The 16545-nt window shown below is 51.8% G+C and carries 18 protein-coding genes and 1 pseudogene; 2 read left to right on the top strand and 17 right to left on the bottom strand.

The window, feature by feature from the left end:
- Positions 1-29 precede the first annotated feature (29 nt).
- From RJD28_05890 to RJD28_05855, 8 genes are all read right to left on the bottom strand, one after another.
- Positions 30-917 carry an amino acid ABC transporter substrate-binding protein gene (locus RJD28_05890; protein WNV59024.1) on the bottom strand — a complete coding sequence of 296 codons (888 nt, stop codon included), beginning with the start codon at positions 915-917 and terminating at the stop codon, positions 30-32.
- A gap of 281 nt (positions 918-1198) precedes the next feature.
- The gene (locus tag RJD28_05885) at positions 1199-2854 is read right to left on the bottom strand and encodes a CotH kinase family protein (protein ID WNV59023.1); all 1656 of its coding nucleotides are present in this window, start codon (positions 2852-2854) and stop codon (positions 1199-1201) included.
- Positions 2855-3051: 197 nt separating this feature from the next.
- A complete protein-coding gene (locus RJD28_05880) occupies positions 3052-3519 on the bottom strand; it encodes a CotH kinase family protein (GenBank protein WNV59022.1) in 468 nt (155 codons plus the stop codon).
- Positions 3520-3569: 50 nt separating this feature from the next.
- Entirely contained in the window at positions 3570-3863 is a 294-nt protein-coding gene (locus tag RJD28_05875) for a hypothetical protein (GenBank protein ID WNV59021.1), read from the bottom strand.
- 150 nt (positions 3864-4013) lie between these two features.
- On the bottom strand, positions 4014-4208 hold the full coding sequence (locus RJD28_05870) for a transposon-encoded TnpW family protein (GenBank protein WNV59020.1): 195 nt from the start codon (positions 4206-4208) through the stop codon (positions 4014-4016).
- A gap of 43 nt (positions 4209-4251) precedes the next feature.
- Positions 4252-5115: an ATP-binding protein gene (locus tag RJD28_05865; GenBank protein ID WNV59019.1), complete on the bottom strand. Its 864-nt coding sequence runs from the start codon at positions 5113-5115 to the stop codon at positions 4252-4254.
- Positions 5112-5840 (bottom strand): phage replisome organizer N-terminal domain-containing protein, encoded by a 729-nt coding sequence (locus RJD28_05860; protein ID WNV59018.1) that lies wholly within the window; start codon positions 5838-5840, stop codon positions 5112-5114. Before RJD28_05860 ends, RJD28_05865 begins: the two co-directional genes overlap by 4 nt.
- Before the next feature lie 113 nt (positions 5841-5953).
- On the bottom strand, positions 5954-6352 hold the full coding sequence (locus RJD28_05855; protein ID WNV59017.1) for a cysteine-rich VLP domain-containing protein: 399 nt from the start codon (positions 6350-6352) through the stop codon (positions 5954-5956).
- Between the two features lie 126 nt (positions 6353-6478).
- On the opposite strand from RJD28_05855, the gene RJD28_05850 reads away from it, so the two are divergent.
- Both RJD28_05850 and RJD28_05845 read left to right on the top strand, forming a co-directional pair.
- Positions 6479-6757, top strand: coding sequence for a type II toxin-antitoxin system RelB/DinJ family antitoxin (locus RJD28_05850; GenBank protein ID WNV59016.1), 279 nt, complete (start codon positions 6479-6481; stop codon positions 6755-6757).
- A complete protein-coding gene (locus tag RJD28_05845) occupies positions 6754-7044 on the top strand; it encodes a type II toxin-antitoxin system YafQ family toxin (protein ID WNV59015.1) in 291 nt (96 codons plus the stop codon). Before RJD28_05850 ends, RJD28_05845 begins: the two co-directional genes overlap by 4 nt.
- A gap of 77 nt (positions 7045-7121) precedes the next feature.
- Here the strand turns inward: RJD28_05845 and mobQ are convergent, their stop codons facing one another.
- The 9 genes and pseudogenes from mobQ to RJD28_05800 all read right to left on the bottom strand — a co-directional run bounded on the left by mobQ (position 7122) and on the right by RJD28_05800 (position 16536).
- Positions 7122-8567 carry a MobQ family relaxase gene (gene mobQ, locus RJD28_05840; protein WNV59014.1) on the bottom strand — a complete coding sequence of 482 codons (1446 nt, stop codon included), beginning with the start codon at positions 8565-8567 and terminating at the stop codon, positions 7122-7124.
- Positions 8568-8866: 299 nt separating this feature from the next.
- Complete coding sequence (locus tag RJD28_05835) at positions 8867-9157, bottom strand: DUF3847 domain-containing protein (protein WNV59013.1); 291 nt, start codon at positions 9155-9157, stop codon at positions 8867-8869.
- A 28-nt stretch (positions 9158-9185) separates the two neighbouring features.
- Positions 9186-9647 (bottom strand): sigma factor-like helix-turn-helix DNA-binding protein, encoded by a 462-nt coding sequence (locus RJD28_05830; GenBank protein WNV59012.1) that lies wholly within the window; start codon positions 9645-9647, stop codon positions 9186-9188.
- A 10-nt stretch (positions 9648-9657) separates the two neighbouring features.
- The gene (locus tag RJD28_05825; GenBank protein ID WNV59011.1) at positions 9658-10110 is read right to left on the bottom strand and encodes an RNA polymerase subunit sigma-24; all 453 of its coding nucleotides are present in this window, start codon (positions 10108-10110) and stop codon (positions 9658-9660) included.
- A 103-nt stretch (positions 10111-10213) separates the two neighbouring features.
- On the bottom strand, positions 10214-10627 hold the full coding sequence (locus tag RJD28_05820; GenBank protein WNV59010.1) for a sigma factor-like helix-turn-helix DNA-binding protein: 414 nt from the start codon (positions 10625-10627) through the stop codon (positions 10214-10216).
- A gap of 479 nt (positions 10628-11106) precedes the next feature.
- On the bottom strand, positions 11107-11478 hold the full coding sequence (locus RJD28_05815; GenBank protein WNV59009.1) for a metal-dependent transcriptional regulator: 372 nt from the start codon (positions 11476-11478) through the stop codon (positions 11107-11109).
- A 24-nt stretch (positions 11479-11502) separates the two neighbouring features.
- Positions 11503-13236 carry an ABC transporter ATP-binding protein gene (locus RJD28_05810; protein WNV59008.1) on the bottom strand — a complete coding sequence of 578 codons (1734 nt, stop codon included), beginning with the start codon at positions 13234-13236 and terminating at the stop codon, positions 11503-11505.
- A gap of 3 nt (positions 13237-13239) precedes the next feature.
- Complete coding sequence (locus RJD28_05805; GenBank protein WNV59007.1) at positions 13240-15054, bottom strand: ABC transporter ATP-binding protein; 1815 nt, start codon at positions 15052-15054, stop codon at positions 13240-13242.
- Between the two features lie 2 nt (positions 15055-15056).
- Positions 15057-16536 (bottom strand): annotated as a pseudogene (locus RJD28_05800) (ATP-binding cassette domain-containing protein).
- Between the last annotated feature and the right edge of the window lie 9 nt (positions 16537-16545).

Raw genomic sequence — 16545 nt, 5'->3', positions numbered from 1 at the left:
AGCAATTCTTCTACAGTCTGCGGGCCAAATTATTTATCCAGAGTTGTATAGTCTGTCAGCTCATATTTCTCAGCCAGTGCGGTGAAAGTACCATCGCCAACCAGCTCGTCCAGAGCCTCCTGCACCTCATCACGCAGTTCGGTGTTGCCCTTCTTGAAGCCGATACCGTACTGCTCGCTGTTCAGGTACTCATCCAGCATCTTGAAGCCCTCTCCTCTGGATGTCAGCTGATACTGTGCCACACCGATATCCATGGCAATGGCATCGATGGCACCTGCCTTCAGCTCTACAAATGCGTTATTGTAATCACCAAACTCCTGCAGCTGTCCGAAAGATGCAGTCAGATCCTTGTGATCATCACTGTTGAGCACGTCCAGTGCTGCGGAAGCAGCCTGTACACCGACGATCTTGCCTGCCAGATCAGACAGGGCATTGATGCCGGAATCCTCAGCGGTTACGATCACCTGGCTGTTGTTGATATAAGGCTCAGACCAGGTATAGTCATCTTCTCTTCCGTCAATCGTAAATCCGTTCCAGATACAGTCGATCGATCCGGAATTCAGCTCCATATCCTTGGAATCCCAGTTGATCGGTGTCTTCACCAGCTCCCAGCCCTTCAGGTCGCAGACTGCCTGTGCCAGCTCCAGGTCAAATCCTGTGTACTCTCCGTTCTCATCCATATATCCGTAAGGCGGATATTCTGCATCAAACCCTACTGTAAACGTGGTGCGCTCTCCCTCTGTGGATGCAGCTGCATCCGCCGTATCCCCTGCTGCGTCCTCTGCTGCTTCCTCAGACTCTTTCACTGTAGCCTCCGGTGAACCGTCTGTCGTAGATGCTGCATTGTCACCGGATCCGCACCCGGTCATGCCCGCTACCATTGCCGCTGCCAGTGCAACTGCCAATTTCTTTTTCATAATACAAGTTCCTCCTCTTTGCTTTACTAGTATACTATCACTCTGCCACAGCAAAGTGTTCCTCGTATTGACAGAATACCATAGAAAGAAAAAGAGTGTCAATGCCAACCTAACAGTTCAGCCATCCTTTATGCGGACAGCTTTCGGGCTTGCACGAAAAGATGTCTGTATAAAAGGATGAGATGAGCGCCACGTATGAGCAGAAATGAGCTGCGAAGCAGCGGAGAGTGCCGTCAGGCGCGGTTCTGCGAACGGCGCGTCTGAACTGTCTCGGATGGATTCTACAACCCTCGGATGTATTCGTCCAGCACCTGCAGCCGCTTTTCTGCATAATCGGTAATCCGGGTAAAATCATCGGTATGGGGACTGTCCTCCCAACACTCAGCATCTCTTGCGAAGGCGCCGCTGTCCAGAAGATAGCTGCTCTGCTGCTTCATCTGTCCGGTAAGCACTTCCGGCGAGAGCACACCGCCATCGTACAGTTCTTCCCAGCGTTCCTTGATGATCTGCCGGATATTTCCCACATTTCTTTCAATGAGCTGTGTGCCCGGGCTCCAGCTCAGGATCTTGTCCACCGGATATGTGTAATAGCTCTGCAGCGTCGGTGACGTCTCATCCGTCTCATTCCCCCAGGTCATATCCATATCCCAGGGAACAAAATAGATCTTATAGGCGCCATCCACCACTTTCGCACAATAATACAGATTTTTCGCCCGGTTATCCACACCCATGATAGCCTGGATGTAGATCCACACGTCCGCCACATTTTCCAGGTCAAGAAGAGTCCCGGCATCCTCGGCAAACGTCTCCTCCCGAACCATCCTCATATATTCCCGGATGGGCGCCCAGGCATTCTGTGCCGCATGTCCGTTGCCGTTTTTCAGCTCCAGTCCGGCCAGGATCATGTCCGGCAGGCCTTCTTCCTTCTCCGGTACCCGCTCGTCCACGGACGGGAATACAAAATCACTGTCCTGACCGATATCCTCTCCTTCCTTTTTATAATAATACTCATGAAGCCCCTGGGAACCGCCGTCTGTAATGCCCAGCTGTTTCTCGTCAATGGGCTCCATCAGACCGTACAGTCCCATATATTCCCCATTCATAATAACTTCCACATATTCCATCCGGGTACCGAACGTCTCAGAAAACGGAATGGTATCTGCAGACATATCCGCCCACAGATCAATGGCCACCTTATCCCGGATCTTCGTATCATCCGCATAAAGCGCTGCCAGATTCCATTTACTGTCCCTGCGCAGCCCCAGAAGACTGGCGTTGCGCTTCTGCCGGTTGCCCTGGGCGTCCTCTTCAAACAGTTTCAGCTTGAAGCCCAGTTTCGGATAATTCCGGCTGACACCGCCCCGCACCCGCATTTTTGCCTCGGAGGATACCACTTTTCCATTGTCCTTCGGCCCGCTGTGCATGTCGATATGGACAATGGTATACTCCCCGTCCGTCTCGTCAGAAAACGTAATGTCCAGCACCGGCGTTCCGGTAAATACCACCTGATATTTCCGAAATACCTCATCATCGTAAATGTAGAGAGAAAAGCCTTCCCCTGCCTTCACCGCCCGGACCAGCGCTTCTTCATCCGCCGGAAAATCCGCAAATACCACCTGCTGCTCCCTGCCCGTGGATTCTACCTGAAAATCTGCTGCCCGGGGCATTTTCCCGGAAAGCACCGGCACATAAAAGGTTCTCTCATACGCACAATAAGGGAGCTTCTCTTCTTTCCGATAAAGCTCCCCTGATTTTTCATCGTCTTCAGTTCCGGCTTCCTGCCGGGTATCCAAAAGCCCGCTGATCGCCTCCGCGTCCAGTACCCGGGCCTCATTGCTGTAAATCTTCGGCTGTCTTCGCAGTGCCAGCGCAGTCAGTGCAAGCAAAAGCAGCAGACTTGCCGCAAACAGCCATCTCCGTTTCCGTCTGTCTGTCATTGATCTTGTCCTATCATTCGTTATCTTATCATCGTAAGTCTGAATATTCGCATACCTGCGGATTGCCCCCGCAATCCTGACATCCTATATTATAAGAAACTGACCGCCCTTCATCAATGAACAATTTTATTTTCATATGTATTTTATTGAACATCTGCCTCATTATCCGTCCACAATTTTACAGTTCTTTGATATATTCATCCAGTGCCTGCATCCGTTCTCTGGCAAAAGTCTCCATCTGCCCAGCTCATATCCATGTCCCAGGGCACAAAATAAAGCCGGTACGCACCGTTCTCAAAGCGGGCCGCATAGTACATATTTTTGACAGCATTATCCACACCACCGATGGACTGCAGAAAAATCCAGAAGTCCGCCGTATTGGTCAGATTCAGCAATTCCGGCGCCATGTCATCAAACAGGCCATACAGACCCAGGTGATCCCCGTCCCGCAGCACCTCCACATACTCCATGTTGGCACCAAAAGCCGCCTCTGTTCCGTAGGCATCTTCCTCCGCCATCAGCTGCTGCCACAGGTCAATGGACACCTTATCCCGGATTTTCAGATCATCTGCATACAATGCCGTCAGGTTCCAGGAATCACTGATCCGCATATCCAGAGACAAATTGTCAAGGACTTTTTCATCAAATTCACAAAAAAGCCACAAAAAAAAAGTGCCAGAAGCAGATTTTAGCTCCTGACACTTTTGCGGATGGGTTATTTGCTCCTGCTTAACAGTTCGTCGCAAAGGTACGCATATTTCGGCAGTTGGCCGATATAGGGTTTCCAGCGCCGCTTAATCTCGGCCAGTTCCAGCGGATCGGCGTCCTCGAAGTCATGGTCGTTTCCGGTCATTCCAAAAACATCCAGTGCTATATCATTCAAGCACTCATAACAAAGGCCAGCAGCGGACTCTATCCAGTTGCCGGTATCAATATAGACTGGGTCGATAGATATTGCCAGCCACACATAGCCGACCTTGTCCGACCAAACCAAATCATAAGCGGTCATTTGTTGGATGTGTTTCTCGAACACTTTGCGGACGCGCTCGATTTCAGTTTTCTCTTTTTTCTGTGTAAAGCATTTTCGTGTCCTCCTTGACAAAAATTTTGGTGCGTACCATCATCAGTTTAGCACAAGGCGGCTTCGTTTATCAGTCTGTCACATTTGCTGAATTTCATTTTTGAGCATACGCTTGATTTTATCGCTCATGGTTTCTGTGCTGGTATTGCTGAAATGGACATGAACCTTGTAGGTTGTCTTGCCGATTTTCTTTACCATCGCTGGCGTGTTTTCCGGCGCTCTGGACACAGTAGCGGCGTCTGCCGCCTGCATAGTACGGGGTTCTTTGTTCATGGCGCTCCTTTCTCCGAACGGGTCTGTGCCGCCCGGTAAAAAATCAGTCGTGCTTACTGTTTACAATGTCTTTTGCTGCCTGTCGGGTAGCACCGGCATTTTCTTCCCGGAAATTCTTCCCGTCAAAGAGGATCGGCGCACACCGTTCCAAAATACGGTCATAGATACGGGCGTGGGCCAGATCAGGCGGGTTTTTCAGCTCGGACAGTTTCAAGTTTGTTGTGATAATCATGGGCCTGCGGCTGCGATAGCGGCTGTCGATGACGAAAAACATCTGCTCCATAGCATATTCGGTACTGCGCTCTACACCCAGATCGTCAATGATAAGCAGGTCGTACTCGTCAAAGCTGGCGATAAAGTCGGCCTTGTCCTCGGAAAACATCCCGGTCAGGCGGTTCAGGATGGTGGGGAAGTTCGTCATCAGCACAGGCACATCCTGGTCAAGTAAGGCATTGGCAATACATCCGGCGAAAAAAGACTTGCCGGTTCCCACATCCCCGAACAACAGCAGGCCGGTGTTGTTTTTATATGCCTCCTTCCAGTTCTCCACATAGGCGCGGGCCTTGTCCATCAGGGGATTTTGGCCGTTGTCATTGGAAAATGTGTAGTCGTACAGATAACGGTCTTGCAAACCCTGTGCCTTTCGGCATTTGATACGCTCCATGCGGCGCTGCCGTTCCTCGGCGGCCTTGCGCTGCTCCTCAGCCTCCCGCTGGCACTGGCAGATACAGCGGGGCATGAAGTAGCCTGGTTTTCCAAAGCATGGCACAACGGTCTGCCTCTGGCCGCCGCACTTCTTACAGTGAATGAGGCCGTCTGCCGGGTCTATGTACTCGTCCCCGGCCAGTTCCACACCGGCGGCTGCCTTGTCGATCAGCGCCCGGATTTCTGCGGTAATCGGGGTCATACGGTTTCATCCTCCTTTACGCTGTAATCCCGGTTGCGGGTGGGCGGGGCTGCTTTCTTCGCGTCCTCACCGGCCCAGCGCCGGATGGTCGCTACATGGCTCTGATAACGCTTGCCGGTAGAAGCCATGTACTCGGACAGTTTTTCGATGTACTGTTCCCATACAGCAGGAAAGCTGGCCTGCAAGTCTGCCAGTTCTTCATCCGTCAGGAAAACATTCTGGTAACGGCCATAGGTGTGGGCGGAGCGTTCCTTCTCTATCTCTCTCTTTATCTCTATCTCTTTCTCTATCTCTATCTCTGGTGGACGAATGTCGGACAAATGTCCGCCGTTTGTCCGGGGCGCGGAAAGCGCCTTATTTTGGAGCCTCGCAGCCCGCTTTCGCTCAGCCTCGGTAGAGGACTGGCCAATTAAAAGTTCGATGTTGCTCATGTAGAATGTGCCGCTGTCCAGCACTTCCACAAGGCCCAGCTTCAGGAAGATTTGCAAGGCCCTCTCCACAGTGCCGATCTGCTGGCGGGTGATGGTGGCGATCATCTGCGCCGTGTAGGGGATATTCTCGTCAAGCTGGAGCCGCCCGCCGTGTTTCAGCGATTTCAGATACAGTTTGAGCAGAATGTTGGAATACAGCACACCGTCCTGCATACTTTCCAGCAGCACGATGGAATCATCATCAAAATAGTTTTCTTTGAGTTTCAGGTAATAATATTTTCGGTTGTCTGACATAGGGTTCCTCCTTGGGGTTTCTCTTGGGATTCTGTACGCATTTTAAGGCCGTTTTAGGGGTCAGAGGATAAATCTATCAGCCTGCCTTTGACACCCTCGAAAAAATCCTTGATTTACAAGGGTTTTTCAGCCCCTAAAGCGTGACATTTCTCCCGTTGTTTCCGCTTGCGCTTTGCGGCGTTGATCCGCTTCATGCGTGCGGCACATTCCGGGCAGTATTTGGCCCGGTTGGAACCGGGGGTAAACAGCGCCCTACATACGGAGCATTTCTTCGCATTCAGCCGGTGGAACAGCGCCGTTTCCAGTTCCTTATCCTGCGGTAATACCGCCGCCCGAAACCACCTGCACAACAGGGAGTAGGAAATAGACTGGACACAGACACATTCCTCCCCATCGTCCAGGGCGATACAGTTTCCGTCGATGTAGTTACAGCACTCATGCACCAGCCTCCGCGCTCTGCGATACTGGCGGTAATCCATGACAGGGATAGGTTCAGTCTTGTTGTTCTTCATAAATGATTTCTTTCATAAAGCCGGTAACCTCCTTGAATGAATTTATTGTTAAATATTCGTGCAAAGTATTGTTTTTTTCGTGCAAATGGCATATACTATAATTGCCAGCAGAAAGGGGTTGATCGTATGGCTGGAAATACCACAAACATCAGTATCCGCATGGACGCAGATTTGAAAGCGCAGGCGGACGCACTGTTTACTGAACTTGGCATGAACCTGACTACGGCGTTTAACATCTTTGTGCGCCAGTCGCTTCGTGAAGGCGGCATTCCCTTTGAAGTAAGGCTGGAACAGCCGAACAAAGAAACGGTTGCTGCCATGCTGGAAGCGGAAAGGATTGCAAAAGACCCGTCTGTAAAGGGCTACAATGACCTTGACGAGTTGTTTGCTGACCTGAAAAGATGAAAGAAACCAAATATACCGTCAAGTACACGACCAGTTTCAAAAAAGACTACAAACGAGCCATCAAGCGTGGCTTGAAGATCGAGGTGCTGGAGCAGGTCGTAGCGTTGCTGGCAATGGGCGAACCGCTGCCGGATAAGAACCGTGACCATGACCTGTCCGGCGATTGGGCAGGCCATCGGGAATGTCACATTCTCCCGGACTGGCTGCTTGTCTACCGCATAGAAGATGATGTTCTGGTGCTGACGCTGGCCCGCACCGGCACACACAGCGACTTGTTCGGCAAATAAACAGTCTGCCGCCGTATGGGGAAACCTGTACGGCGGTTTTTCTGTGTGCAAAAGCATGTCGTGAAACGCGGTAGCCCTTACCGCTCCGGCTCCCGGTCGTGAGACTTGTCCCGTTCCTGTCTGGACAGCTGCTCGGCGGTTTTGCGGAGCCGTTCCACTGCTTTCAAATCCTTCCGCATGGATTTCATGGCAAGCGTGTCCGTCTGCTTTCCAGCGGCCAGCTGGTCGATTTCCCGCTGCCATGCCTTTGGGGTGATTGCCTCGCCGCTGTCTTTCAGTTCTTTCAGATACCGGGCCGCTGCGTCATACAGAATCAGTTCCCGGCTGTAGCGCTGTTCAAACTGTTCCCGTTTTTCCGGCTTTACTTTGGCAAGCTGCTTGTGGATGGACTTGTACTGGTTGTACTGTTCCCACATCTCCCCGCGCTCGGTAAGGGTAGTGATCCGGCGCTCGGCCTTGACGATCTTTCCACGCAAGTCATAGTAATGACTGTTCATATCAGCGATTTTTTCATGAAGCTGCTGCATAGACTGGATGCCGTTTGCCTGCAAAAAGCTGAATAGTGCAGCGCTTTCCTGCAAAGCCCGGATTTTTCCGGTACGGGTGCGGGGAGCGTCCAACTGCTGCTGGGCCTCCCACAAGGCGGTCAAGCTGCTTTGCTGTGTTTGTGGTTTTTCCGCTTCGGCTTTCGACCAGCAATAAAGACGGGTAATGCGGGCTTTGATTTCTTTCAGCAGCTTGTTGTCGGCGGCGATCTGCCGGTTTACTTCGCCCTTGTCGGTGCGGATGCCGCGCTTTTCCATTTGGCTGGCGGCTGGCCCCAGATGGACAGAGGGAATCTTATCAATGCCCTGCCGCTTGTAACTGCGGTGGTCTACCAGGGCGGGCTGACCGGCGGCCTCCAATGCACGGTTGGTATAAGCCGCCCATGCCGCCCGCCAAATCTCCACATTTCCTTTATCGTTCCAGTCGGTCGTATCCTCCCGATGATTTTTCCAGCCGCCTTTCCCACCCGGGATACGCTGTCCGTTCTCGTCCAGATCGTATGCCTTGCGGCACTTTGCGCCCCACTGTCCATTTTCTTTCAGAGGCCGGAGCGTCAGCATGATATGGACATGAGGGTTGCCGGTTCCCTTGTCATGGATGGCAAAGTCGGCGCACATTCCTTTGTCTACAAAGTTGTCCTTCACATAGGCACGCACAAGGGCAAGCTGTTGTTCGCCGGATAGTTCACGGGGCAGGGCTGCTTCGATCTCGCGGGCAAGCTGGCTGTCCCTTGCTTTCTCGATTTGCTCCACGCTGTTCCAGAGGATAGAACGGTCTGCAAATTCCGGCGGGGCGTGGGCAGGCAGCATGATCTCCGCATGGACAATGCCGCCTTTCCGGGTGTAGTCGTGGGTCATGCCGTCCCATTCATTTGTCAGCTTGGTTCCGCTGCGGTAAGCAGCTGCGGCAACGGCAGAACGGCCTGCGCTGCGCTTGATAATACTGACGGGGATATGACAGAAATCTATGGGGAACACCTCCTTTCAGTGAGGGGATAACAGGCTCTGTGGAGCCGAACAAACGCAAAGCGGGTGTCTGGCTGCGCAGAGCGCACAAGGGGTTTGGGGAGCGTAGCTTCCCATCGTGGACGAAGTACGCAACGCCCGAATATGGGGTCCCCACAGAAACCCAGCGGAGCGGTTTTTGTGGGGAAAGGAGGAGCAAGGGAGCGTGTGCAGTTTTCGCCGCAAGGCGGGAACGAAACAGAGCGGACTTTGCGACGACGCGCGCACAGCACCGGCAACGGTGTATAAGTGCGCCCTTGTAAACAAGGGACTTATGGCGTGTCCCCGGATTTTGGCAGGTTTGCAGTCAATTCCGCAGCCCCCGGAAGATGGGACAGGGCAATCAGAAATGCTTTGACCTCCGCGCCGGAAAGGTCGGGAGCCAGCGGGAAAATCCCCTCCAAAACTGCTCCGCGCTCAATCAGGCGGCGGGTGCGAACCCTGCGTTCTTCGTTCCGCTGCTTGTTCTCCAAAATCTTCTGACGGTTCTCAAGCTGCCGGATCTCCTTCAGGACTTTCTCCCGTTCTTCTTTTGAGGGGTGAGCTGTAATTTTTTCGTTCATGTCAGGCACCTCTTTTCTTTGGAAACGCTCATAGATTGACCGTCCATTTCTGACGCGCAAAGTACCGGCGCAGCCCCCGCAGTGCAGCGTGGATGGATTTTCCCGCCTGTGATGGCGTGATACCCTCCATTGCGGCAATATCTTTCACTTTCATACCCAGCATATAGCGGGCGTGAACACGGCGAGCCTGCATAGGCGGCAGGGAGGAAATGGCTTCATACAATCGCCGTATCAGTTCTTCGTATTCGGCTAATTCTTCTTTTTCTATCAGGTAGTCCTCTGGCGATGGCTGCGCCCAGCCGATGGCGGCATTTTCGATTCCATCGTTACAATCGAGGGAATAAAACGCCTTATACCGGAACATCTTGCGATCTCTGGCGGCCTCGGCTCTCTTGTCCAGAAGAAACGCTTCGACGATCTCATCGGACACCTCCACAAAAATGTCCTCTTTGCAAAATGGATAATATTGTTTGAGATTGATGGTCTGCATAGGCATGCCCTCACTCTGTTTGGAAAAGGCCATCATAGCAGCGGCGCATATTCCGCAGCCCCCGGCGGATGGCAACGCTGACCTTACTGCTATGGATACCCTCTCTCCGGGCGATTTCCGGCTGCTTGATACCGGCAATGTAGTAGGCGTGAACACGGCGGGCCTGTGTCGGAGTGGCATGAGCCAGAGCCACCGGAAGAGCTGCTATCAGGTATAGGCGGGTGGTCATTTCTTCTCGTTCCAGCAAAATATCTTCCGGCGATCTGCTGTGTTCCAGTGCGTAATTTTCCAGCCAGCTGTATGCGTCCAGAGAGTAGTAGGCGCGGTGGTAGACTTTCCGACGCTCATAGTTCTCCATCTCCCGCTTGGCCTGATACATCGCTGCCCATACCTCGTCCGTAACATCCACAAACTCGTCATGCCGGTAGTGGGGATACATCCACCGCAAATTGATTGTTTTCATAGGCTTACCTCCTGAAAATCGGAGAGGCGGGCAGCTCGTCCGCTGTCCGCCCCTCGCTGAGATAAGGGAAATGATCCCTTTCACTTGGTAGCCAGAAAACAGGTCATTCGTTAAGCCTGTTCTCAAAGAAATTTATAAATTTTTTTCTGACCGCCTCCACACTTTGATAAACAGCCACTTTGGAGCAGCCGCACAGCACACCGATCTCTGCAAGGCTCAGCCCGTCAAGCGCATAGAGCAGGAACCGGCGGCGCTGGACCTCGGTACAGGTGTCCAGAACCGCCATCAGCTCATGCAGCGTTTCCATGCGGCAAAGGTATTCCTCCGGCGTTTCGCCGTAGACCCCTACACCCTCGGTGGTAATGATGTACTCGTCAAACTCCCGGCCATCCCAATGCCGCCGCTGTTCATGGAACAGGTTCTCCGTTTTATGATCGGCCCGGTCAAGAAATTCATAGACTTCCAGCGTGACCTCCACAGCCACAGCTTGTCCGTTATAATTGATGGTAACTTCCATCTGCCTTTCCTCCATTCAGATTTTTTGGGTAAATCTGAATGAGGCGGCGGGGCGCGGCTCCGGGGATAAAGTTCGGGCCATGCTGACCCGATGTTCCGGCTCCATAGGGACAAAAAAGCGCCCGGACAGCAAAAAGCTATTCGAGCGCAAAAACTCCAATATTCACTTACAGAATGACAATTTTCGCACCGGCTACCAGACGGGGCCTGTTCGTTGACTGGGCTTTTTTTGACGGTAGTGAAATATCGTCAGAATTTGTCGGCGGTCAATGTGCTTCATGGCGGTTCCCTCCTAAAGCCGCCGTGTCAGCGTGTAGTCGTCACTCCTTTGTCGAGGGCATAAGGAACGGCGGCCTTGATGTTACTCAAAACCGCCGCAGTACCCGGAAAATCCATTTTGGGCGCACAAAGCTGCCTGCCCTGCAACGGTTTTTTTTCTTTCCCCGTCTTGCGGGGCAGGATCGCTTGGCTTATTCGGTTTTAGTTTTGCTCTTGTTCGGCTGCCTCTTTCAGCCGGTCAAAACTCTCATCGCTGATGATGTGTTCAATACGACAGGCATCGGCCTCCGCAGTTTTGGGGTCAACGCCTGCGGTGATAAGCTGCTCGGTAAAGAAGCAGTGACGCTTATAGATTTTTTCAGCCACCTCGCGGCCCACATCGGTCAGATGGAGAAAGTGATCTTCGTCCATCATAAGAAAGCCGCCGTCCCGCAAGGTAGCCACTGCATGGCACACGCTGGGCTTTGACACCTCCATGTGCCGGGCCACATCTACGGAGCGCACCATACCGCGTTTCTTTTGGAGAACAAGGATGGTTTCCAGGTAGTCCTCCCCGGACGCATGAAGTTTCATGGAACATCTCCCTTCTAAAACAATTTACACAGCCCAACCAAGACTCTCCTGTTGGATATGGAACAGTTTATGGTACAATCCGTTCTTTTTCATCAATTCATCATGTGTACCGTGTTCCACCAGTCTACCGTTATCAAGAACGAGAATTTGGTCGGCATCCACAACGGTACGAAGCCGGTGAGCAATCATAATGACCGTCTTGCCCTCCACCAGCTTTGCAATAGCCCGCTGGATCAAAACCTCGTTCTCCGGGTCAAGGGATGCGGTTGCCTCGTCCAGAAGAATGATCGGGGCATCTTTCAGCAGCGCACGGGCAATGGAAATCCTCTGACGTTCACCACCGGAAAGAGTGCTGCCGTTCTCTCCAAGGACAGTCTGATAACCATCCGGCAATCTCTGGATAAATTCGTCACAGTATGCCGCCTTTGCCGCCGCCATGACCTGCTCCTCGGTAGCGTTCATGTTGCCTACACGGATATTGTTAAAAACAGTATCGTTGAACAGGGTCACATCCTGGAATACAAAGGACATACAGCGCATCAGGTGTTCCGGTTCAATGGTGCTGACATCTATACCGCCGATGGTGATCTGGCCTTTTCTCACATCCCAAAAGCGGGCGATCAGTTTGGAAATCGTACTTTTGCCGCTGCCGGAAGGCCCTACCAAGGCCGTTACGCTGCCAGCAGGAATAGAGAAAGACACATCCTTGATAACATCGTCCTGGTTATATCCGAAAGTGACATTTTTCAGTTCAATGTCATACTTGGATACATCCTTATCCTCCCCCTCCATAGCTGGCGTGGTCAGCAGGGTACGCATACGGTTGGTGACAGTCCCCAAATGAAACAGAGAGGTCAACTGTGAGAGAATGGCAAGGATTGGGCCGTAAATCTGCGTGGAGAACATGAACAGCACCAGCAAAGGAAGCAGTTCAATTTGACCGCCAGTTATCAGTACCGTCCCGATAAAAATGGTGATACCAAGACCTGCTTGCAGAACCAGGCTGGCTCCCTGAACCAGAATACCAGAGGCCAGTTCCACCCTGATGGCGATTTTTCTCATGTCTTGGAGTGCTTTATCCAACGCATCAAAGCGGGAACCGCCAAGACCACAAGATTTGATGATCTTAATACCTTCCAGGTATTCCTGAATCTGGCTGGACGCCTCCAGTTTCACATCCACCTGTTTGTCAAACAGATGAAGTTGCAGCTTGCGCCCGCCCAAGATGATAAGAAATGTGATCGGCATCGTGCAGAAAATCGCAAGGGCCATTCTCCAGTCAAAAAATGCCAGACAAATACAGATCAGGGTGACAGAGATAATATTTGCGATCAGCGGCGGAATGGTACTGCTGAGCATGGATTCCATGCTGCTGCAATCCGCCATCATGTTTGTGGTAATATCAGATAAATCTTTTGTGTTAAAGAAGCTCATTGGGAGCTTGCGAAGATGTTCTGCGATCCGAAGTCTGGTCGTGCTGGCCTCTTTATAAGAAGCAATGTAGGTTTTTCTATAATCATTTTTTGCAGCCAGGAATACCAGAATAGCCGCAACCACCCCCAGTCCCAGCAGCTTCCACAGTGCGTCCCATGAAATTGCCTCTCCGGTGAACGGTTTCAGCAGTTCCCAAAAGAGTAGGCAGGCCACCATTGAAGGAAGCAGCAGCACAATATTGGTTATTGTGCAGGCTGTAATTGCTTTTTTTAGGTCGGAGTAGCCTTTCTCCGACAGCATTAACTTTTCTTTCAGCTTACTCATAGATCACACCGCCTTTCCCGTACTGATTTTCCAGTTGATCGACTCCGTATAGCTGCTCCACATCTGCGCGTATTTTCCACCCTTCTTCAGCAACTCGTCATGGGTGCCAGATTCAATCAGGTGTCCTTTTTCCATGACAAGGATCTGGCCAGCGTTGCGAATCGTAGACAGACGATGGGCAATCATTACAACCGTTTTATTCTGGATTAGCTTTTCAAAGGCTTTTTGAATCAGGTACTCATTTTCCGGGTCGCTGAATGCGGTTGCTTCGTCCAGTACGATGATAGGGGCATCCTTTACGATAGCCCTTGCAATGGCAATCCGTTGGCGTTCACCACCTGAGAGATGAATGCCGGTGCTTCCAATCACAGTCTGATAACCGTTTGGAAGTTGCTCGATAAATTCGTGGCATCTTGCCGCCTTTGCCGCCGCAATCACCTGTTCCTCCGTAGCATCTGAATTTCCCATGCGGATGTTATCCAGGATGCTCTGTTTGAACAGGAACGTATCCTGAAATACGAAGCTGACCTTATCCATCAGCGCATCCAGCGGAATGTCCCGAATGTCAACGCCGCCGATTTGAATACTTCCGTCCGTCACATCATAAAACCGGGAGATCAAGCTGGCGATGGTACTCTTGCCGCCACCGGAAGGGCCGACAATGGCTGTCACCTTGCCCTGATCCGCAAGGAAGGAAACATGAGACAGGGCCTTGACCTGGGAATCGGCTTCGTAGGAAAAGCTGACATCCTGAAAAGCAATCCCATAGTTTTTAATTGTTGCCGCCGTACTCTTTTCGGGCAGGGTCGGGATACGCAGGATTTCATCCATACGTTCCACGCTGCCGTCAATCTGCGTGAAGGACTCCGAGATATACATGATCTTATTCAGGATGCCCGAAATCGCATGGACAATAATCAGGTAGAAAATGAATGTCAGCGAATACTCCCTGAAATCCGTGGTGTGCATCCCAATCAGAACGCCCACGGGAATCAAAAGCAGATAAATATTGTTGATGATCGTGGTAAAAGCAGGCATACAGTTCTGCCAGCCCAATGCGTACTCCAGCACGAAAGAGGTATAGTCTGTAATGGATTTGCTCAACCGCTTAAAGGAATCGGCGGTCTGATTAAATGCTTTGATCTCCGACATACCGCGCACATATTCCACGGAGGCGCTGTTCATGTTTTCCTGGGAGGTCTGGAAACGGTGCATTTTTTCCTTTGCCTCTCCGTTGAAACCCGCAAACTGCACGATAAAGGCCAGAACAATACCGACCAGACAAACCACACCATACCGCCAGTCAATTCCAAGAAGAATGATGACCAGAACAAGCGGTGCGACCAGCGAGGCCACAAAATCCGGGAGCTGGTGAGCGATGAATTTCTCAACGCTTTCGATGTTTTCGTCCATGATCTTTCTCATTTTGCCGCTGCCCAAGGTCAGATGATACCCAAGGGGAATCTGCATGATGTGGTCGGCAAAGGCCACCTTCAATTCATAAAGCGTTCCAAACGCCGCAACGTGGGAACACAACAGGGCAAAAAAGTAAAATACGATGTTCCCCAAAATTCCGGCCAGGGCCAGCCATCCCCAGGTCGAGATTGTGGAAACATTCAAGAGCGACATATCCGGGTAAACAAACAGGATTTCCCGAACGATGTAGTAGATTGATAAGTACGGTACAAAAGAACAGATCGCAGCCAGCGCCGCCAGAAACCCTGCCAGGAACACCAGCCCTTTATGGCCGGAAGCCAGCTCCAGGCAGCGTGCCAGTCCGGTTTTCGCTTTCGGCTGCTTCTCGTTTTGCTGTGCCATTTCTAACCCTCCTTTTTGTCATATCCAATTTTGTCTAAAAGAAGCTCTGCGCCTCTGATTTGAAAATCATCGGTAATGCAGCCGTTCTCCAGGCGTATTGCCCGCTCACAGCAGGCAAGCGCACACTCCGCGTCATGGGTAATGACGATAATGGTGCGCCCCATCTTTGCCAGCTTGCGGATCATCCGGCTGACATTCCGCATATTTGTACCGTCCAGCCCGCTTGTCGGTTCATCCAGTACGATAATCGGCGCTTCGTGCATCAGCGCCACGCCAAGAGCCAGTCGCTGCTTTTGCCCTCCTGACAGCGTAGAGGGATGCTGTTTGATGAATGGCGTCAGTTCCAGGGCCTCCAGGATTTCTTCCGCCGCTTGTTTCCGCTCCGGGTTGACTTCTGCGCCGGTAGTCAGTTCGTCCAGCAAGTCCTCACCGAAAAGCTGGCTGTCTAAATCCTGGGGAATGTACCAGACCTTTCCCAAGCGGCCTTTCGGTCTGCAATGCTTTCCGAACAAAACGACTTCGCCGGATTTCTCTTTCAATAGCCCTGCCAGGATTCGTCCTATGGTGCTTTTGCCCGTCCCGTTAGGGCCAATCAGGGCTACCACTTCTCCCTTGCGGCATTGAAAGTCAATATCCTTTGCCACAATCGTCTCACCAAAAGAGTGGTTCAGCTTTTTCACTTCCAGAACAACCTCGCTGGTTGCCGCAGACGGGATTTCTGCCTGCTCGATCTGGTGCAGGTCAGGAGTGCGAAGCCCCAGCGCTCGGATTTCCTCATTGGACAGGGCTTTCATCTGCTGCGCGGTAAATTCCCGCACAATTTTCCCTTTCTGCATACACAGGAAGCGGTCTGCCAGATCCATCAGATAGTAAAGCCGGTGTTCCGCTATAATGATGGTTTTTCCCTGCTGCTTCAAAGCGCGGATAATGTCTGCAAAGCGGTAGGTAGATGCAATATCCAGATTGGCGGACGGTTCATCCATGACATAGATTTCCGGGTCAATCGCCTCTGCCGATGCAATCGCAACTTTCTGGCGCATCCCATAAGACAGGCTGTGCAGACTGTGATCCAGAATGTCCTGAATTTTGATGTCTGCCGCTGCCCGGTGAACATGGTTCCGAATTTCCTCATGGGAATACCCATAGTTCTCACAGCCGAAAGCAATCTCACCAGCTACCTCATTGGCAAAAAACTGGCTCCTGGGGTCTTGAAATACATTCCCTGCGATTTTGCCGCGCTCCCAGGACGGAATCTCTTTCAGCGGTTTTCCGTCCACAAAAACCTCTCCGCTTAATTCCCCCTCGTAAAAGTAGGGGATCAGGCCGTTAATCACTCTCGTCAAAGAGCTTTTTCCCGCTCCCTGATGGGCCGGTCATAACAATGACCTCCCCAGCGGCAATGTCTAACGATATGTGTTCCAGTTGATTTCCGTTCCCGCCATAGGAAAAGGTCAGGTCACGGATCATAATTTCTTTTCCCATTCCATTCCT

It is taken from the genome of Oscillospiraceae bacterium NTUH-002-81, assembly GCA_032620915.1.
GTDB lineage: Bacteria > Bacillota > Clostridia > Lachnospirales > Lachnospiraceae > JAGTTR01.
This window is presented reverse-complemented; position numbering and strand designations above follow the sequence as displayed.